17 protein-coding genes are annotated in these 19,404 nt (G+C 71.4%); 2 read left to right on the top strand and 15 right to left on the bottom strand.

Annotated features, from left to right (window positions below):
• Nucleotides 1-33: 33 nt before the first annotated feature.
• From MRBLWS13_RS02830 to MRBLWS13_RS02760, 15 genes are all read right to left on the bottom strand, one after another.
• On the bottom strand, nucleotides 34-3,306 hold the full coding sequence (locus MRBLWS13_RS02830; RefSeq protein ID WP_349427549.1) for a DEAD/DEAH box helicase: 3,273 nt from the start codon (nucleotides 3,304-3,306) through the stop codon (nucleotides 34-36).
• Between the two features lie 49 nt (nucleotides 3,307-3,355).
• On the bottom strand, nucleotides 3,356-3,766 hold the full coding sequence (gene nusB / locus MRBLWS13_RS02825; protein ID WP_308867280.1) for a transcription antitermination factor NusB: 411 nt from the start codon (nucleotides 3,764-3,766) through the stop codon (nucleotides 3,356-3,358).
• Between the two features lie 19 nt (nucleotides 3,767-3,785).
• The gene (gene efp / locus MRBLWS13_RS02820; protein WP_349427548.1) at nucleotides 3,786-4,346 is read right to left on the bottom strand and encodes an elongation factor P; all 561 of its coding nucleotides are present in this window, start codon (nucleotides 4,344-4,346) and stop codon (nucleotides 3,786-3,788) included.
• A 129-nt stretch (nucleotides 4,347-4,475) separates the two neighbouring features.
• Entirely contained in the window at nucleotides 4,476-4,934 is a 459-nt protein-coding gene (gene aroQ, locus MRBLWS13_RS02815; RefSeq protein ID WP_349427547.1) for a type II 3-dehydroquinate dehydratase, read from the bottom strand.
• A gap of 37 nt (nucleotides 4,935-4,971) precedes the next feature.
• On the bottom strand, nucleotides 4,972-5,520 hold the full coding sequence (locus MRBLWS13_RS02810) for a GNAT family N-acetyltransferase (RefSeq protein ID WP_349427546.1): 549 nt from the start codon (nucleotides 5,518-5,520) through the stop codon (nucleotides 4,972-4,974).
• A 32-nt stretch (nucleotides 5,521-5,552) separates the two neighbouring features.
• A complete protein-coding gene (gene aroB / locus MRBLWS13_RS02805; protein ID WP_349427545.1) occupies nucleotides 5,553-6,629 on the bottom strand; it encodes a 3-dehydroquinate synthase in 1,077 nt (358 codons plus the stop codon).
• A complete protein-coding gene (locus tag MRBLWS13_RS02800) occupies nucleotides 6,626-7,204 on the bottom strand; it encodes a shikimate kinase (RefSeq protein ID WP_349427544.1) in 579 nt (192 codons plus the stop codon). The genes aroB and MRBLWS13_RS02800 overlap by 4 nt, the downstream gene beginning before the upstream one ends.
• Nucleotides 7,188-8,417, bottom strand: a complete 1,230-nt coding sequence (gene aroC, locus MRBLWS13_RS02795) for a chorismate synthase (RefSeq protein ID WP_349427543.1) — start codon at nucleotides 8,415-8,417, stop codon at nucleotides 7,188-7,190. Before aroC ends, MRBLWS13_RS02800 begins: the two co-directional genes overlap by 17 nt.
• Before the next feature lie 30 nt (nucleotides 8,418-8,447).
• A complete protein-coding gene (locus tag MRBLWS13_RS02790; RefSeq protein ID WP_349427542.1) occupies nucleotides 8,448-9,323 on the bottom strand; it encodes a shikimate dehydrogenase in 876 nt (291 codons plus the stop codon).
• On the bottom strand, nucleotides 9,293-11,026 hold the full coding sequence (gene mltG, locus MRBLWS13_RS02785; protein WP_349427541.1) for an endolytic transglycosylase MltG: 1,734 nt from the start codon (nucleotides 11,024-11,026) through the stop codon (nucleotides 9,293-9,295). The genes MRBLWS13_RS02790 and mltG overlap by 31 nt, the downstream gene beginning before the upstream one ends.
• Nucleotides 11,026-11,493 (bottom strand): Holliday junction resolvase RuvX, encoded by a 468-nt coding sequence (gene ruvX / locus MRBLWS13_RS02780; RefSeq protein ID WP_349427540.1) that lies wholly within the window; start codon nucleotides 11,491-11,493, stop codon nucleotides 11,026-11,028. The genes mltG and ruvX overlap by 1 nt, the downstream gene beginning before the upstream one ends.
• A gap of 13 nt (nucleotides 11,494-11,506) precedes the next feature.
• A complete protein-coding gene (gene alaS / locus MRBLWS13_RS02775; RefSeq protein WP_349427539.1) occupies nucleotides 11,507-14,164 on the bottom strand; it encodes an alanine--tRNA ligase in 2,658 nt (885 codons plus the stop codon).
• A gap of 97 nt (nucleotides 14,165-14,261) precedes the next feature.
• Nucleotides 14,262-14,558 (bottom strand): ATPase, encoded by a 297-nt coding sequence (locus MRBLWS13_RS02770; RefSeq protein WP_349427538.1) that lies wholly within the window; start codon nucleotides 14,556-14,558, stop codon nucleotides 14,262-14,264.
• A gap of 169 nt (nucleotides 14,559-14,727) precedes the next feature.
• The gene (rpsD, locus tag MRBLWS13_RS02765) at nucleotides 14,728-15,357 is read right to left on the bottom strand and encodes a 30S ribosomal protein S4 (RefSeq protein ID WP_141894533.1); all 630 of its coding nucleotides are present in this window, start codon (nucleotides 15,355-15,357) and stop codon (nucleotides 14,728-14,730) included.
• 253 nt (nucleotides 15,358-15,610) lie between these two features.
• Nucleotides 15,611-16,993, bottom strand: coding sequence for a replication-associated recombination protein A (locus MRBLWS13_RS02760; protein WP_349427537.1), 1,383 nt, complete (start codon nucleotides 16,991-16,993; stop codon nucleotides 15,611-15,613).
• 196 nt (nucleotides 16,994-17,189) lie between these two features.
• Here MRBLWS13_RS02760 and MRBLWS13_RS02755 point away from each other — a divergent pair, with 196 nt between their 5' ends.
• Nucleotides 17,190-17,498 carry a dioxygenase gene (locus MRBLWS13_RS02755; protein ID WP_349427536.1) on the top strand — a complete coding sequence of 103 codons (309 nt, stop codon included), beginning with the start codon at nucleotides 17,190-17,192 and terminating at the stop codon, nucleotides 17,496-17,498.
• Nucleotides 17,499-17,934: 436 nt separating this feature from the next.
• Nucleotides 17,935-19,323, top strand: coding sequence for a DUF349 domain-containing protein (locus tag MRBLWS13_RS02750; RefSeq protein WP_349428967.1), 1,389 nt, complete (start codon nucleotides 17,935-17,937; stop codon nucleotides 19,321-19,323).
• Nucleotides 19,324-19,404: the final 81 nt, after the last annotated feature.

The raw sequence follows: 19,404 nt of genomic DNA, 5'->3' as shown, positions 1-19,404 counted from the left end.
GCCGCTGACCTGTGCGCGGATGCCGGCGGGCGGCTACTCGTCGAACAGCCCGCGGATGTCGTCGGCGGTGAGCGCCTGGCCGAACAGGGCATCGTCGTCCATCACCGACCGGAACAGTCGCGCCTTGCGTTGCTGCAGCGCCATCACCTTCTCCTCGATGGTGCCGTTGGCGATGAGGCGGTACACCATGACGCTGCGGTGCTGGCCGATGCGGTGCGCGCGGTCGACCGCCTGCGCCTCGGCGGCCGGATTCCACCAGGGGTCGAGCAGGAACACGTAGTCCGCCTCGGTCAGCGTCAGGCCGAAGCCGCCCGCCTTGAGGCTGATGAGGAACACCGGCGCCTCTCCCCCGCGGAAGGCCTCGACGGCGCCATCGCGATCGCGCGTCGACCCGTCGAGGTACGCGTAGGGGATGCCGCGCTCCTCGAGTCGCGCCGACACCAGGCCGAGGAACGACGTGAACTGACTGAACACGAGGGCGCGGTGCCCCTCGGCGAGGGCTTCGTCGAGCTGCTCGAACAGGGCGCCCAGTTTGCTCGGCGCGATATGGGCGTGGGCCGGATCGACGAGCTCGGGGGCGAGGCTGAGCATGCGCAGCAGGGTCAGGGAGCGGAACACGATGAAGCGGTTGCGGTCGAGGTCTTCGAGCAGTCCCAGCACCTTCTGGCGCTCACGCTGCAGGACAGTGTCGTAGAGGGCGCGGTGGGCGGCGCCCAGCTCGATGCGCACCTCCTGCTCCTGCTTCGCCGGCAGGTCGGCGGCGACCAGCTCCTTCGTGCGTCGCAGCACCAGCGGACGGATGCGGCGCCGCAGGCGCGCGAGACGGCCGGCGCGATACGCGCCGCCCTCCTGGTTCTCGGGCACCTTGCCCTTCTCGATCGGACCGACGTACTCCTCGCGGAACCGGCGTGCCGACGGGAACAGGCCGGGCGCCGTGAGCGAGAGCAGCGCCCACAGCTCGGTGAGGCTGTTCTCGAGCGGCGTGCCGGTGACGGCGAAGACGACATCTGCCGGCAAGTCGCGTGCCGCCCGGTAGGCCTTGGTCTGGCTGTTCTTCACGAACTGCGCCTCGTCCAGGATCAGGCCCGCCCACGTGACACGGCCGAACTCGGCCTCATCCAGGCGCAGCAGCGTGTACGAGGTCACGACGATGTCGGCGGCGGCTGCGGCATCCGACACCGTCGTCCCCCGCTTGGCGCGCGTCGCGTCGACGACGGCCACACGCAGATCGGGCACGAACCGCGCCGCCTCGCTGCGCCATGTCGAGAGCACGGATGTGGGCGCCACCACCAGGAAGGGGCGCTCCTCGCCGTGCTCACGCGCGTGCGCGATGAGGGCCAGCAGCTGCAGCGTCTTGCCGAGCCCCATGTCGTCGGCCAGGATGCCGCCGAGCCGGTGCTGCCACAGGAAGGCCAGCCAGTCGTAGCCGACCCGCTGATACGGGCGCAGGTCCGCCTGCAGCGTGGACGGGAGCGGCGTGGCGGGCACCCCGTCGGCGTCACGCAGCGCCTCGACCGTGGCGCGCCAGGAGACCGCGGGTTGCGCTTCATCGGCGAGATCCTCGAAATCCGCCCACAGCGCGGTCTGGTACCGGCTGATGCGCGGCCCGGTCTCCCATTCGTCGAGCTCTCCGGCTTCGTCGATGAGGTCGCGCAACCGGTGCAGTGAGGGATGGGACAAGGAAAAGTAGGCGCCGTCGCTGAGCAGGATCTTCTTGCGGCCGCGAGAGAGAGCGGTGAAGAGGGTTCCGAACGGAATGCGGCGGCCGTCGATCGTCACGACGACGCCCAGGTCGAACCAGTCGGCGTCGGTCGTCTCGACCGAGGTGACGTCGATCCGGGGATCGCCGGAGAGCTCGCGGTACGGCGGACGCTCGCCCGAGATCTCGACGCGGACGTCCTCGTCGGCTTCCAGGAGCGGCAGCAGCTGCGAGGCGAACTCCGCTGCTTCCAGCCCCACGAGCGACCCGGCGGCGGCGAAGTCCACGGGGGCGTGATCTCGCCACAGCGCCTCGACGCGGCCGCGGATCGCCGCTTCTGCCGCCGCGTCGCGGTCGTCGTCGGCCGCGTCGAGCCCCCGCAGCTCGGCGTCGCCATAGCGCCACGACAGCGTGTAGACGAGCCGGTGGCTCGGCTCGAACTTCACCAGCAGCACCAGCTGCGGCCGGGGTGGCGGCGCGAGGTCGAGACCCGGGGCGTCGATCTCCACGCGCCGTGCGATGCGGGGCAGGTGGTCGCGGACGAACTCGTCGGCCTCTTTGGCCGGGACCGTCACCGCCTCGCGCGCGGTGAGGAGCGCGGGTACCGGGTCGGGCAGCGCGACGGCTGCCAGCACCAGATCGATGCGCTCACGCTGCACCGTGAAGCGGTAGACCCCGGTGTGTCCGACCGGGCGCAAGGTGGCGGCATCATCCTGCTCGCCGTCGATTGTGACGACGGGCAGGACCTCGAGGCCGTGTGCGGTTCGCTGCGCCTGCACAGCGACGGTCGCCGTGGACGCCAGTGCGACCGTGCTGCTGCGCTTCGTCGGGACGAACGGGATGCCGTGGCCTGCGGCGGCGGCCAGGTGCGGCCAGAGGAGGCTCGACTCGATGTCGTCGAGCGTCAGCCACTCCGACACGTCGGAGAAGGCGCCGAACGATCGGACGTCGCGGCCGATGCTGTGCAGCTCAGCGAACCAGCGGGCCTGCGCGGGGTCGTACACCGTCGTCGGTCGGCGCAGCGCGTCCCACGACACGCCGCCCTTGATCCAGGCGTCGGAACGGCTGGAGCGCTCGAGTGGACGGAGACCGACGAGCACATCGGCGCCGTGCTGGTGCAGACCGCGGGGCGTCGCCGACTCGACGCGGGCCGGCGCCCAGGCCGATGCGCCGCGACGGACGCGCTGGCGCAGCTCGACGCAGAGGGCGAGCGGCGTGTAGGTCCGCGCCGCCGGGGCCGGCGAGGCGAACACCGCACGCCACGACGATCCGCCGGGTTCGGCCGGTGCGGACGCCGCGAGCCGGTTGGCGGCGAGCAGCGTCGCCACCGTGTGCTTGCAGTCGAACTGCACCGGGCACGTGCACGATGTCGCGGCGATGGGGTGGTCCACCCGCTGCGGGTCGAGCCGCACCCGGCTGCGGTACGTCCTGCCGGCGCTGCCGGCGACGACGGCCTCGATCACCAGAGCGACCGGATCCCACTCGAGCCGCTGCACCGCCCCGTCGGCGAAGTAGGCGGCGCCGCGCTCGTACGAGCCGCTGTCGGTGTGGCGGCGGATGTGCCCGGGGTCGACGAACGGCAGGGGTCCGGTGGACGGCGGGGTCACGGCATCCATCCTGCCAAGGCGCGCCGACAGCGCGGCGAGCGTGCGGTGATCAGCCGGCGCGCGCGATCCGGGCGAGGACGCCGTGGACGAACGGGCCGGACTCGTCGGTCGAGAACTCCTTGACGAGCTCGACCGCCTCGTCGATGGCGACGGCGGTGGGCACCTCGTCGTTGTAGAGGATCTCCCATGCGCCGATCCGCAGCACGGCGCGGTCGACCGCGGGCATGCGCGCGAGCGTCCAGTCCTTGGCGAACGTGGTGATCTGCTCGTCGATGGCGTCCTGGTTGTCGATCACGCCGTCGACGATCTCACGGGCGTACAGCCACGAGGCCTGGCGGGCGGGCTCGTTCGCGGCCCGCTTCGCCTCGGCGGCGAGGACGGTCGCCGGCGCATCGCCGCGGACGTCGGCCTGGAAGAGGATGTCGAGCGCGCGTTTGCGCGCCTTCGTGCGGGCACTCATCGGTCAGCGGCCGCCGACCTCAGTTGACGCGGCCGAGGTAGTCGCCGGTGCGCGTGTCGACCTTGACCTTGGTGCCCGTCTCCACGAACAGCGGGACCTGGATCTCGTAGCCCGTCTCGACCGTCGCCGCCTTGGTGCCCGCCGACGAGCGGTCGCCCTGCAGGCCCGGCTCGGTGTAGGTGATCTCGAGGATGACCGACGCGGGCAGCTCGACGTAGAGCGGGTTGCCGTTGTTGAGCGCGATCTGCACCTGCTGGTTCTCGAGAAGGAAGTTGGCGGCATCGCCGACGGTGGCGGCGCCCACGTTGATCTGGTCGTAGTCGACGACGTCCATGAAGACGAAGTTGTCGCCGTCGTTGTACAGGTACGTGAAGTCGCGGCGGTCGACGTTCTCGATGTCGATCTTCGCGCCCGCGTTGTAGGTGCGGTCGACGACCTTGCCCGAGACGACGTTCTTGAGCTTCGTGCGGACGAATGCGCCACCCTTGCCCGGCTTGACATGCTGGAACTCGATGACGTTCCAGAGCTGACCGTCGATGCTGAGGACGACGCCGTTCTTGATGTCTGCGGTGGATGCCATGAGGGTGCGAATCCGTTTCGTTGTGGTGTGCGCGGCGTGAAGTGAGAGGCGGTCGCTGCCCTTCTCCAAGCACAGGGACCGGCAGCGCCGACGTTCGATTCTACGGGATGCCTGGTCCCGGCCGATTCGTCAGCCCTCGGCCTGCCCGGTGAGGATGTCGATGAGACGCCCGACGGCCGTCGCGTAGCCGGCCACGCCCTCGCCGATCACGTGCACCAGGGCGACGTCGGCGACGTACGAATGATGACGGAATTCTTCCCGTGTCTTCACGTCGGAGATGTGGACCTCGGCGACGGGAAGGCCGACGCCCGAGAGAGCGTCGCGCAGCACGACGGACGTGTGGGTGAGCCCGCCGGGATTGATCACGATGCCGGCGCAGTCGTCGCGTGCCGCGTGGATCGCGTCCAGGAGCACGCCCTCGTGGTTGCTCTGCACCGCCCTCACCTCGAAGCCGCGGCGGGCGGCGGCATCCGTCGTCACCTGCTCCACGTCCGCGAGCGTCGCCGTGCCGTAGATGTCGGGTTCCCGCGCGCCCAGGAGGTTGAGATTGGGTCCGTTGACGAGCAGCAGGCGGCGGGGCGTGGTCATGGTCGCACGATAGCAGCGGCCCGCGATGGCCTGCCGGTCACCGCAGCGGTCGCGCCATGACGATCTCGGGCCCGATGGAGCTGGAGTACGTCTCGCCGGTGGGTGCGAAGCCCGCGCGTCGGTAGGCGCCCTGGGCGCGATGGTTGTCGCGATGGACGTCGAGGGAGATCCGGTCGAGCCCGAGACGCGCCGCCCATCCGGCCGCCGCAGCGAGCAGGGCATCGACCGCACCAGAGCCACGGTGGTCGGGGTTCACATACACGCCCACGACGTCGGCTCTGCGGTCGTCGACGAACCGCCCGAGGTGATCCTTCTGCCCGGTGGCGCGGATCAGCACCGACAGGCTGCCGACCCAGACGCCGTCGACCACCGCGACGAATTGCGCCGCGGTCTCGCTGGTCGCCGCGGTCTGCGTCCGCTCGCGCCAGAAGTCGTCGCTGCGCGCGGCGACCTGCTCGGAGGTCTCGAGGAACGCGATCGCCGCGTCGGGGTCGCTGGTGGACTCGAGCCGGAGCGCGCGTACCGCAGGCCATTCGTCGGAGCGGATGCGGCGCACCGCGAGGCGAGGGTCGGGCGATGCCGTCATCCGAGCACCCTATCGGGGCGATCGGCGCGTCGTCAGCCCGCGACCTCCTGGTACGCGGCGAAGAGCAGGGATTCGTCGGGCGCCTGGAGCACGGTGGGCTTGGCGATGTCGTCGAGCACGATGAAGCGCAGCATGCCGCCGCGGCTCTTCTTGTCGCGCTGCATGGTCGCCAGCAGCGTCGGCCAGCGCCCCGCACCGTACGTCGTCGGCAGGCCGAGAGACTCCAGGATGTCGCGGTGGCGCTGCGCGGCGGCATCCGGGAGCCGGCCCGCCAGCCGTGACAGCTCGGCGGCGAAGACCATGCCGACCGAGATCGCGGCGCCGTGGCGCCAGCGGTAGCGCTCGGCGTGCTCTATGGCGTGGCCGAGGGTGTGGCCGTAGTTGAGGATCTCGCGGAGGCCGGCTTCGCGCAGGTCCTCCCCCACGACGCGCGCCTTCATCTCGATGGCGAGCTCGATGGTGCGACGGAAAGCGGCGCCCTGCGGGTCGACGGCGGTCTCGGGGTCGGCCTCGACGAGGTCGAGGATCTCGGGAGCCCAGATGAAGCCGGCCTTGACGACCTCGGCGTAGCCCGCGACGCGCTCGTTGCGCGACAGCGAGTCGAGCAGGTCGAGGTCGCAGATGACGCGGCGCGGCGCCCAGAAGGCGCCCACGAGGTTCTTGCCCTCGGCGGTGTTGACGCCCGTCTTGCCGCCGACGGCCGCGTCCACCATGCCGAGCACGGTGGTCGGCACCTGCACCACTTCGACGCCGCGCAGCCAGGTGGCCGCGACGAAGCCGGCGAGATCGGTGACCGCTCCCCCGCCGAAGCCTACGACGACGTCGGTGCGGGTGAAGTCGGCCTTGCCCATGACCTGCCAGCAGAACGCGGCGACCTCGATGCGCTTTCCGGCCTCGGCGTCAGGGATCTCGGCCAGCAGCACCTCACGGTCGCCCACCAGTTGCGCGCGCAGGCCCTCCGCCTGGGCGGCGAGGGTCGGCGGGTGGATCACGAGCACCTTGCGAGCGGCCGCGGGCAGCGCTTCGCCGAGGGAGGCCAGGATGCCGTGGCCGACGGTGATGTCGTAGCTCGCGTCCCCGCTCACGGTGATGGTCGTCGCATCGGTCACGCGGTCTGCTCCTTCTCGCGGGGGCTGATGTCGCCCGGCCGTGCGGAGTCGCTGGGCTCGGCGGTCTGGCCGCGTACCCAGGCGACCAGGGCGTCCACGACGTCCTGCAGCGGGCCGGTCGACGTGTCGAACGTCACGTCGGCGAGCTCTTCGTACACTGGGCGGCGCTCTTCGAAGATCGCCGTCCAGCGCTCGATCGCGTCGTCGCCACCCTGCAGCAGCGGCCGGTTCGAGTCGCGTACGCGGCCCGCCACCACGCGCGGCGACACGGTGAGGAGGACGACGCGGTGACCGGCGAGCTCGGCGCGCGTGTCGGGATCCATGACGGCCCCGCCGCCCAGCGAGACGATGCCGCCGGTGGCGAGGCCCTCGCTGACCGCGGCGCGCTCGGCCGCGCGGAAGCGCGCCTCGCCGTGCTCGACGAAGAGCTGCTCGATGGGTCCGTGGTCGCGGACGACCGCCGCGTCGGTGTCGAAGAAGCGCACACCGAGTGCGCGTGCGGCCTTCTTGCCGATGCTGGTCTTGCCGGCCCCCATCGGACCGATCAGCACGACGGCGTCAGAGTGCGAGGTCATGCTCGGCGAGGTCGGCGTCGCTCTCGGCCGCGCTGCGCAGCGCGTCGGGGATGGCGGCGAGGTAGCTCTCGAGGTTGCGGCGCGTCTCGGCGACGCTGTCGCCGCCGAACTTCTCCAGCACGACGTCGGCCAGGACCACCGCGACCATCGCCTCGGCGACGACGCCCGCCGCCGGGACGGCGCACACGTCGGAGCGCTGGTGGTGCGCCGACGCGGCGTCGCCGGTCGCGACATCCACAGTGCGGAGGGCCCGCGGCACGGTCGCGATCGGCTTCATGCCGGCGCGCACGCGCAGCACGGTGCCGGTCGACATGCCGCCCTCCGTGCCGCCCGCCTTGTCGCTCGAGCGCGTGATGCCCTCGCCTGCCACGAACAGCTCGTCGTGGGCGGCGGAGCCGCGGCGGCGGGTCGTCTCGAAGCCGTCACCGACCTCCACGCCCTTGATGGCCTGGATGCTCATGAGCGCCTGCGCGAGCTTGGCGTCGAGGCGGCGGTCCCAGTGGACGTGCGAGCCGAGCCCCGGCGGCAGGCCGTAGGCCAGCACCTCGACGATGCCGCCGAGCGTGTCGCCGTCCTTGCGCGCCTCGTCGACCTCTGCCACCATGGCCGCGCTCGTGGCGGCATCGAAGCAGCGCAGCGGATCCGCGTCGAGCGTCTCGACGTCGTCCGGCGTGGGCAGGGCCGAGCCCGCGGGAACCTGCACCGGGCCGATCGAGAGCGTGTGGCTGACGAGACGGATGCCGAGCTCGGCCAGGAACGCGCGGGCGATGGCGCCGAGCGCGACGCGGGCGGCCGTCTCGCGGGCGCTCGCGCGCTCGAGGATCGGCCGGGCCTCGTCGAAGCCGTACTTCTGCATGCCGACGAGGTCGGCGTGGCCCGGTCGCGGGCGCGTGAGCGCGGCGCCGCGGCCGCGCGACTTCTCGGTGAGCTCGACCGGCTCGGGGCTCATGACCTCGACCCACTTCGGCCATTCGGTGTTGCCGATGCGCAGCGCGATGGGGCTGCCGAGGCTCGTGCCGTGCACGACACCCGACGAGATGGTCAGCTCGTCCTCTTCGAACTTCATGCGCGAGCCGCGGCCGTAGCCCAGCTTGCGGCGCGCGAGATCCGCCTGGATCGCGGCGCGGGAGATGGGGACGCCCGCAGGCAGGCCCTCCATGACGGCGACGAGTTCGGGGCCGTGCGATTCGCCGGCCGTGAGCACGCGGAGCATTGGTCCAGTCTCCCACGCCCGGGGCCGCCGTTACGCCGTCGTCGGCTCCTCGAGCACGCTGCGCATCGCCTCGAGCGACTCCGCCTCGTTCGAGAGCGGCGCGTCCGGGTCGCCGTTCCGGAAGATCCGGACCTGCAGCAGGGCCTGGTGCAGCAGCATCCCGAGCCCCGACCGCGCGACGCGGTCCGCTCGATCCCACGCGGCCGACAGGGCGGTGGGCCAGTGGCCGTAGACGACATCCAGCAGCAGGCCGCCGGAGCGTGCGAGCGCGTCGGCGGCGGCATCCGTCACCGGCGCATCCCCCGGCAGCGTCGCGATGGTGAGCTCCGCGGCGCGGTGATCGGATGCCGTGAATGCGACCGTCCGGACCGCGATGCCGAGCCGACGACCGAGCTCGGCCAGCGGCGCCACCGCCTCGGGCCGGCGTGCGACCACGTCGACCTCTTCGACCCCGAGCTCGGACAGAGCGACGAGGGCGGAGGTCGCCGTGGCACCGGCGCCGACGATGCGGGCGTGCGCGACCGTCGTGATCCCGTCGTCGGCGAGGGCGCGCACGATGCCCCCGACATCGGTGTTGAAACCGCGCGGACCGGCGGGATCGAGCAGCAGCGTGTTGACGGCGCCGGTCAGCTCGGCCCGGCGGTCGCGGGTGGATGCCGCCGCGAAGGCCACGCCCTTCAGCGGCATCGTGAGCGAGAGACCGCGCCAGCTGTCGTCGAGCTCGGTCAGCTCGCGTGCGAACGACGCCTCGTCGACGCGGCGCAGCCCATAGGACCAGTCCAGACCGAGCACCGCGTACGCCGCGGCGTGCAGCTGCGGCGAGCGACTGTGCGCGATCGGATCGCCCCAGACCTCGAGACGCGTCGCCTCGGGGCTCAGCACCCCCGGTCCGGGTTCTCGCTGCACCACTGCTGCCACTGGTCCACGTACTCCAGGTGCTCGCTGTACGTGCTCGTGAAGATCGTCTCGCCCGTGTCGAGGTTGACCGTCACGAAGTACAGCCACGGCCCGTCCGCGGGATGCATGGCCGCGTCGATCGCCACGTCACCCGGGTTAGAGATCGGACCGATCGGCATCCCCGCGTGGTAGTACGTGTTCCACGGGTTCGGGTCGTTCAGCGCCTCTTCGGACGAGCTCACCGTGCCGTCGTGCATCTCGCCGTAGCCGTACTGCGCCGTCGAGTCCATCTGCAGCTTGCCGAAGGTCTCCTGGTTGCTGGGATCGAGGCGGTTCTGGATCACGCGCGAGACCTTCTGCATGTCGACCTCGTAGCGCGCCTCGCGCTGGATGATCGAGGCGACCGTGAGGATGCGCTGGCGGTCCTCGGCGGGAACGCCCGCCGCATCGAGCGACTGCACCGTTCGGTCGACGAGCGTCTGGATCGCGGACTGCGCCGTGACGCTGGGGTCGAACGTGTAGGTCGCCGGGAACAGCCAGCCTTCGAGCGGCTGCCCCCCTGCCGCGACGATGGCCGGATCGACGGGAACACCGTACTGAGACGGGTCGGCGGCGGCAGCCTGGAGGTCGGCGAGCGGGATGCCGGTGCCCTCGGAGATCCGCTCGAGCGTGCCGTCGAGCGTGAAGCCCTCGGGGATCTGCGCGGTGAACTCCTGCTTGTTCGCCGGCTCGAGGAGGGCCGCCAGCGCCGCCTCGCTCGTCATCTGCTTCTGGAGCTTGTACACGCCGGGCTGGAACATCGGGTTCTGCCCGGTCGTGATCAGGTAGTCGTAGAAGGCGTCGGGGGTCTTGGTCACTCCCGCGTCGTACAGCGACTGCGAGATGGGCGATCCGGTGTCGCCCGATGCGATCGTGACGAAAACCTGGCCGTTGGCGAGGCCGGCCTCGTAGTCCTTGGGCTCTTCCCAGCCCATGACCTCGCGGATCTGGTCCTCGTACGTCGTCCACACGTAGTACGCGCCGCCGGCGATGCCGCCGAGGATCACGAGCACGATGCCGAGCGCGATCCAGCCGCCGATGCGCCGGCGCTTCTTGTCGGGAGGTGGGGGCACGCGTCCGATGTCCTCCGTCGAGCCGGAACCGCTGAACAGGTCGTCGAGCGTCGCCGTCGTCCGCATCGGCGGCTCGCCGTCCGTGGCCGGGCGGGAGGCTGCTGCCGCGCGGCCGCCGGTGGGTGCCGCGGAGGCGGACGGAGCGGTGGCACCGCGGCTGTACGGCATGGCCGGCCCGGAGCCGGCGGCCGCGAAGAGCCAGGCATCGTCGTCGGCCGGGGACTCCTCGACCGGGATCGGCTGCGTCGGGCGGGGCGTGCGCAGCGGCACCGGCTGGAAGCCGCTGCCCGGTGCGGGCTCCTCGGTGGCGGCGGGCGCCTCCGAGGACGCGGGCGTGGCCGGCGCGGGCGCGGCGGGCGCGGACGCCGGCGCGGGCGGAGTGGAACCGCTCCCGACGACGGGAGTGGCGCCGGTGATGAGCGATTCCCAGGTGGCTGCGGGCTCCGCGGGTGCCGGAGTCGCCGAGGCGGGCGCTGGTGCGATCCCGGGCGTCATCTCCGGTGTCGTCGGCGTCGCACCCGTCGCGGCTCGCTTCGCCGCCTCACGGGCAGCGCGGCGCGACGGGGGAACTGCTTCGCCGTCGGGCGATGAGTCGGGCATCAGGCGGGCTCCTGGGGGACGGGGATTCCGGGAGGTCGTCCGGTGCTCTTCTCGACGTCGAGCGCTTGCTGGAGCAGGACGACCGCGGCGACCTGGTCAACGATGCTACGCGAAGATCGCTGTGATCTGCCCGAACTGCGCAGCGCCGCGTGCGCCGAGACGGTCGAGAGACGCTCGTCGACGAGCCGCACCGGGAAAGCGGATGCCGCCGCCAGGGCGGCGGCGAAGTCGCGCGCGTCCTGGGTGGAAGCGGTGTCCTCGCCCCGCAGATTCATGGGCAGGCCCACCAGCAGCTCGACCACCGAGTACTCATCGGCCAGCGCCACGATCCGCGCCACCGAGGCGTCGTCGCGTGGGACCGTCTCGACCGGTGTCGCGAGCAGGCCGTCGGGATCGCTCGTGGCGACGCCCACGCGGGCCTTGCCGACGTCGATGCCGAGCCGCCTGCCCCGCCTGAAACCGCTCACCGGCACTTCCCGATCACGCGCCGAGCGCGTCCTTCACGGCGGTCAGCGCCGCGGCAAGGGCCGCGGCATCCGTTCCACCGCCCTGCGCCACATCGTCGCGTCCGCCGCCGCCGCCGCCGAGGACGCCGGCAGCGCTCTTGGCGAGCACGCCGGCCTTGGCCCCGGCGGTGCGCGCGGCCTCGTTGGTGGCCACGATCACGACCGGCCGTTCGTTGACCACGGCGCCGAGCGCGACGACGGCGGCGTCGGAGCCCAGGCGCTCGCGCACCTGCAGCGCCAGCGAGCGGACGTCGTCGGCGGAGGCCGCCGTGCCGAGAGACTCGGCGACGACGAGCGTGTCGCCCACACGGGCCGCGGCCGCCGCGAGGGCGGGCAGCCGGTCGCCGAGCGCCTTGGACTCGAATGCCGCGATCTTCTTCTCCGCGGCCTTGAGACTGGCCTGCAGCTCGGCGATGCGCGCCGGCAGCTGTTCGCGCGGCGCCTTCAGCGACGACGTGAGCTGCGACACGATGGCGCGCTCGGCCGCCAGCGAGCGGAACGCATCGAGGCCGACGAGCGCCTCGACCCGTCGGTTCGACGCTCCGACCGACGACTCGCCGAGCAGGCTGATCAGCCCGATCTCGGCACTCGCCGACACGTGCGTGCCCGCGCACAGCTCGCGCGACCAGGGGCCGCCGATGTCGACCATGCGCACCGTGTCGCCGTACTTCTCGCCGAACAGCGCCATCGCACCGAGAGATTTCGCCTCGTCGAGCGGCAGCACCCGCGTCGTCACCTCGAGGTTGTCGCGCACCGCGTTGTTGGCGATCTCCTCGATCTCGGTCTTGGTCGCGTCGGACAGCGCCTGACCCCACGAGAAGTCGAAGCGCATATAGCCGGCGCGGTTCAGCGAGCCGGCCTGCGTCGCGGTCTTGCCGAGGGTGTCGCGGAGCGCCGCGTGCACCAGGTGCGTGGCCGAGTGCGCCTGTCGGGCGGCGCGGCGGTTCGCGGCATCCACCACCGTCGTCGCGGGCTGACCTACGCCGACCTCGCCCGTCGACACCTCGACGGTGTGGCTGATGAGCCCGGGAACTGGCTTCTGCACGTCGAGCACCTCGAGCTCGTAGCCGGGGCCGACGATGACGCCCTTGTCGGCGACCTGGCCGCCGGACTCGGCGTACAGCGCGGTCTCGGCCAGGATCACCTCGGCGATCTGACCCACGCTCGCGCGGTCGACCGAGATTCCGTCGACGAGGATGCCGAGCACCTGCGACTCCGCCTCGAGATCGGTGTAGCCGGTGAAGACGGTCTCGCCCTGCGCGCGCAGATCGCGATACACGCTGGTGTCGGCGAGCTGGCGCTTGCGCGCCCGGGCGTCGGCCTTGGCGCGGGCGCGCTGCTCCTGCATGAGGCCGTCGAACGCGGCTCGGTCGACGCTGAGGCCGGCCTCCTCGGCGATCTCGAGCGTCAGGTCGATCGGGAAGCCATAGGTGTCGTGCAGCAGGAACGCCTCCGACCCGGTGAGCGTGGTGCCGCCGGTCGCCTTCGTCTCGGCGAGCGACTCGTCGAGGAGGGACTCCCCCGCCGCGAGCGTGCGGAGGAAGGTCGCCTCCTCCGCGAGGGCGTACTGCGAGATGCGCGCCCAGTCGGCATCGACGACCGGGTAGGCGTCCTTCATCGCGTCGCGGGACGCCTCGAACAGCACGCTGAACGTCGGCCCGTCGACGCCCAGCAGACGCATCGAGCGGATCACGCGGCGCATGAGGCGGCGCAGGATGTAGCCGCGGCCGTCGTTGGCGGGAGTGACGCCGTCCGACATCAGCATGAGCGACGAGCGGACGTGATCGGCGACGACGCGGAACCGCACGTCGTCCTCGTGGTCCGCGCCGTACGTGCGGCCCGACAGCTCGACCGCCTTGTCGAGAACCGGACGCACCTGGTCCGTCTCGTACATGTTGTCGACGCCCTGCTTGATGAACGCGATCCGCTCCAGGCCCATGCCGGTGTCGATGTTCTTGTTCGGCAGCTCGCCGACGATGTCGAAGTCGTACTTCGAGCGCACGTTGGTGATCTCGTACTGCATGAACACGAGGTTCCAGATCTCGACGTAGCGGTCGTCGTCGGTGGCGGGGCCGCCGTCGATGCCGTACTCCGGACCGCGGTCGAAGAAGATCTCCGAGCAGGGTCCTGCGGGGCCCGGAAGGCCGGTGCTCCAGTAGTTCGTGTCCTTGCCGAGGCGCTGGATGCGCTCCTCGGGCAGGTCGGTGAGCTTCAGCCAGAGGTCGTGCGCCTCATCGTCCTCCTCGTAGACGGTGACCCACAGGTCCTTCTGGTCGAAGCCGAGCCCGCCGTCGGCCTCGGGGCTCGTCAGCAGATCCCAGGCGTAGCGGATCGCGCCTTCCTTGAAGTAGTCGCCGAACGACCAGTTGCCCAGCATCTGGAAGAAGGTTCCGTGACGCGGGGTCTTGCCGACTTCCTCGATGTCGTTGGTGCGGATGCACTTCTGGTTGTCCGCGGCACGCGCGTACGGCGCGGGGACGTCGCCTGAGAGGTACGGGATGAACGGCACCATGCCGGCCACCGTGAACAGCAGGGCCGGGTCATCGGTCACCAGCGATGCCGAGGGGACGATGGTGTGGCCGTTCTTCTCGAAGTAATCGAGGAAGCGCTGTGCGATCTCGGCGGTCTTCATGCGGGTCCTTGCGTGTGCGTGCGGGCGTGCGTGTGCGGGCGTGTTCGGGCGTCTGACGACGGGCCCGGGGGCGTGCGGGCGGGAGAAGACCCCGCGGTCAGTCGGCGAGCTTGTCGGCGGCGTCTTCGACGGCGTCCGCGACGTTCTCGGCGACACCGGACGCTGCGGCCCGGGCAGAGTTCGCCGCATCGGCGGCGGCATCCCGCACGTCGCCGACCAGACCCGCGAACCGGGCTTCCTGCTCGCGGTACGCGTCGCCCATGCGATCGGTGAACTCCGTGATGCGGGCGTCGACGTCGGCGAGGATCTCGTGGCCGCGCGGGTCCTTGTTCATCATGTGTGCGAGCACGAACCCGCCGGCGATGCCGAACAGGAACCACAGGAGGTTCTTCATGTCACCACTTCCTCGCGGGGCCGCCGGGGCGCGGCATCCCACCATCGTATGCCGAAACGCTCATGGCACGCCCACTGTCCATGACGGTGAGGCGGGGACGACGAAGGGCGCCGGGAAGATCCCGGCGCCCTTCGTTCGTACGACTGCTGTCGCTGGATCTCTCGAAGCGTCAGCGAGCCGCGTAGTACTCGACGACGAGCTGGACGTCGCAGACCACGGGGACCTCGGCGCGCTTGGGGCGACGCACGAGACGGGCCTGCAGCTTGTCGAGCTCGACCTCGAGGTAGCCCGGAACGGGCGGCAGGACCTCGGCGTGACCGCCGAGCGCTGCGACCTGGAAGGGCTCGATGCCCTCGCTCTTGGCCTTGACGTGGATGAGCTGACCCGGCTTCACGCGGAACGACGGGCGGTCGACGAGCTGGCCGTCCACGAGGATGTGGCGGTGCACGACCATCTGACGCGCCTGCGCGGTGGTGCGGGCGAAGCCGGCACGCAGCACGAGGGCGTCCAGACGCATCTCGAGCTGCTCGACGAGGTTCTCACCGGTCAGACCCTGGGTGCGACGGGCCTCGTTGAACTGGATGCGCAGCTGCTTCTCGCGGATGCCGTACTGCTCGCGCAGACGCTGCTTCTCGCGGAGGCGGACGGCGTAGTCGCTGTCCTGCTTGCGCTTGGTGCGGCCGTGCTCACCCGGCGCGTAGGGGCGCTTCTCGAGGTACTTGGCTGCCTTGGGGGTCAGCGCGACGCCGAGGGCGCGGGAGAGACGGACCTTGCGGCGGTCCTGGGACTTCGTTGCCACGAAGTGTTCCTTTCGATGACGCGGCCGTGTCTTTCACGGCCCGCGGACGTATCGCCCTGTCTTCGCCCTGTCCGGACTGCACGCCGGGGCATGCCGGAAGGTAGGTCAGGAAGAGAGGGGATGCCCGAAAACTGCGTTTCGAGCCCCTCAACCTTACCAGACCCGGCGCCTGGCTCTTATGAGTGCCCCGCGGCGACGGCAGCGGCCGCGCGGGGAGCCGCTGCCGGGCGATCCGCCCCGATGCGGAACGCGATCATCGCTCGCCGTCGAGGATGCGGCGGATCTTCTCCAGACGCGCCTGGAGATCGCGTTCGGCACCGAGCGCCTTCGGCTCGTAGTACCGGCGTCCGCGCAGCTCGTCGGGCAGGTACTGCTGCGCGGCGATGCCGATCTCGGCGTCGTGCGGATACACGTACCCCTTGCCGTGCCCGAGTCGCTTCGCACCGGCGTAATGCGCGTCGCGCAGGTGCACCGGCACGCGTCCGAAGCCGCCGGCGCGCACGTCGGCGATCGCTGCGTTGATGGCCAGGTACGCGGCGTTGGACTTGGCGGTCGTCGCCAGATAGGCGGTCGCCTCCGCGAGCGGGATGCGGCCCTCGGGCATGCCGATGAGCTGCACGGCATCGGCTGCCGCCACCGCGATCGGCAGAGCCTGGGGGTCGGCCAGTCCGATGTCTTCCGCGGCCGAGATGATGAGGCGCCGGGCGATGAAGCGCGGGTCCTCCCCCGCCTCGATCATCCGCGCCAGGTAGTGCATCGCGGCATCCACATCAGAGCCGCGGATGGACTTGATGAAGGCGCTGATCACGTCGTAGTGCTCGTCGCCCTGCCGGTCGTAGCGCAGCAGCGCACGGTCGACGGCCTGTGCGACGTGTTCCGGAGTGATCACGGGGACAGCCGCTGCTGCGTCCTCGCCGTCGCCGCCCGCCTCGTCGTCCTCGTCGTCGTCCTCGTCTTGGGGCGGGACGGCGAGCGACGCCGCGGCCTCGAGCGCCGTCAGCGCCCGGCGGGCATCGCCCGAGGCGAGGCGCACGAGCGCGTCGCGGGCCTCGTCGCCGAGCGCGACGGCGCCCGACAGGCCCCGGGGATCGGCGACCGCCCGGTCGACGAGCATGCGGAGGTCGTCGTCGGTCAAGGGCTTGAGCGTGAGCAGGAGCGAGCGCGACAGCAGCGGCGAGATGATCGAGAACGACGGATTCTCGGTGGTCGCTGCGATGAGCACGACCCAGCCGTTCTCGACACCCGGGAGCAGGGCGTCCTGCTGCGCCTTGGTGAACCGATGGATCTCGTCGAGGAACAGGATCGTGGACTGCCCGTAGAGATCGCGCTGGGTGAGCGCCTCCTGCATGACCTCGCGCACGTCGCGCACGCCGGCGGTGACCGCGGACAGCTCGACGAAGCGCCGGCCCGATGAGCGTGCGATGGCCTGCGCGAGCGTGGTCTTGCCGGTTCCCGGCGGCCCCCAGAGGATCACCGACGTCGCGGCGCGGGCCGCGGCCTCGGGATTGGCGAGCGTCACGAGGGGTGAGCCGGGCTGCAGCAGGTGCGACTGCCCTGCCACCTCGTCGAGCGAGGTCGGACGCATGCGCACGGCCAGGGGCGTCAGCCCCTGGAAGAGCGCGGTGGGACTGGTCACGTCACCAGGCTATCCCGCGCCCGCGACACCGGATCGGCGGCGGTTTGGCCGCCGTCGTGCCGCCCCGTAGGATCAAGCCGCCCGGGCGCCGTCCCGAGGGCACACGCCGCACGGCCGGCACGCCGAGAACTTCCTCGGTCGCACCGGGCGAGCGGGCAGGGCGAAGCGCCCGAGACAAGGTGAACGAGGAGGTCACGTGGCGACCGGTGGCAAGAACCGTGATGCGCGGGCTGCGCGGGAGCGCGCGCGTCTGTATGAGGCGCGACGCCAGTTCCACGAGGGGCAGGCGCGCCGCCGCACCCGCGACAATCTGATCGCCGGCATCCTCGGCGGGGTCATCGTCCTCGGCCTCATCGGCGCGCAGACGGCGTACTTCGTCGCCGGTCCGGGTGCCCCGGCTCCGTCACCCTCGTCTACCCCGACTCCCACGGCGACGACGCCGGAGCCGACCCCCTCGCCGACCGCGACGCCGGAGCCGAGCGCGACGCCGGCGCCGACCCCCTGACATCTCCCCTGTCGAGCCGCAACGGCATCGGAGGCGAGGCCTTCCCCGTACTAGGCTGTGAGCCGTCCTACTCCCTACAGACGGTGCGAGCCGCGATGAGGTGCATCCCGTGACTGCCGCAGCAGACTCCCAGCCCGAGACCGACGCCACCGAGCTCCCCGGAGGCGCCGGCAACGAGAACCCGACCAGCGTGGACGACGCCGAGACGGCGGAGAACGCGGATGCCGCAGCCCCCGCCGAGGCGGATGTCGCGGCGCCACCGACAGACGTCGAGGATCCAGCCTCCGCCGGCGAGCCCGCCGCGGCCGATGAACCCGCTGACGCGGTGGAACCGGCTGAGGTGGAAGAGCTCGCCGCCGCCGAGGAATCGGCTGACGCGGTGGAGCCCACTGAGGTGGCGGAGCCTGCCGCAGCTGAGGAATCGGCCCCGAACGAGATGCCCGCAGCCGGCGACGACGCGGCCGAGGGCGAGCCCGAGGTCGTCGACATCGAGGTCGTCGGGGTGGACGTCGTCGAGGTCGTGGACGAGTCCGGTGTGACCGAGGTCGAGGTTGTCGAGGTCATCGTCGAGACGGTCCCGTCCGCCGCTGCCGCGTCTGCGGGTGAACCGTGGGGCCGTGTCGACGACGACGGTACCGTCTCGGTCCGCGAGGCCGACGGGTGGCGGGTCGTGGGACAGTACCCCGACGGCTCGGCCGAAGAGGCGCTCGCCTACTTCCAGCGCAAGTACAACGACCTGGCGAGCGAGGTGACGCTGCTCGAAGTGCGCCACCGCCGCGGCGGGGCATCCGCGTCCGACCTGCGCTCGACCGCCCGCACCATCAACGGCAAGCTGCAGGACGCCGCGGCCGTCGGCGATCTCGCGAGCCTGGTCGCTCGCGTCGCCGCACTCACGAAGACCCTCGCCGCCGAGTCCGAGACCGAGGCCGTCGCCGCCCGCGAGGCCGTCGACGACGCGGTGAAGGCGCGCACCGAACTCGTCGAGAAGGCCGAGGCCCTGGCCACCCGCGACCCGCGCACCGTGCAGTGGAAGCAGGCGACCACCGAGCTGAACGCGCTCTTCGACCAGTGGCAGGCGCAGCAGCAGAACGGACCTCGACTGCCCAAGTCGACCGCCCAGCAGCTGTGGAAGCGATTCCGCGACGCCCGGGCAACGGTGGACAAGCACCGCCGCGCGTTCTACGCCGAGCTGGACGAGGCGCACAAGGGCGTTCGCGACCGCAAGACCCGCCTGGTCGAGAGGGCCGAGGCCCTCGCCCCGAAGGGCGAGGACGGCATCCCCGCCTACCGTGAGCTGCTCGACGAGTGGAAGACGGCCGGTCGTGCCGGCAAGAAGGTGGACGACGCCCTGTGGGCGCGGTTCAAGGCTGCAGGCGATGCGCTGTACGGCGCACGGATCGAGCGGGAGACCGCTGATCTCGAGGCCTCGCGCGAGAAGATCGAGCAGAAGCGGGCGCTTCTCGAGGAGGCGAAGCCCGTCTCCGACGAACGCGACATCGCGAAGGCGCGTGCGACCCTGACGGCCGTGCAGCGGCGCTGGGACGAGGTCGGCCGGATCTTCCCGCGCGACACCGAGCGCTCGCTCGACGACGAGCTGCGTCGCATCGAGAACGCCCTGCGCTCGCGCGAGGAGGCCGACTGGAAGCGCAACGACCCGGAGCAGAAGGCCCGCGCGAACGACATGACCCGCCAGCTGACGGATGCGATCCGCAAGCTGGAGGACGAACTCGAGGCAGCCAAGAAGTCGGGCGACGAGCGGGCGATCGCGAACGCGTCCGACGCGCTGGAGGCGCGGCGTACGTGGCTCAAGGCGCTCGGCGGCTGAGCCGTCGTTCGAGGCGTGACGTCCTCGGCGCCCGGGTTGTCCACAGGCGGCCGGCGGCGGCATCCGTCGTCCGGCGACGGT

Source organism: Microbacterium sp. LWS13-1.2 (genome assembly GCF_040144835.1).
Lineage (GTDB): Bacteria > Actinomycetota > Actinomycetes > Actinomycetales > Microbacteriaceae > Microbacterium.
The sequence above is the reverse complement of the archived record's forward strand: the minus strand, read 5'-3'. Positions and strand labels throughout refer to the sequence as shown.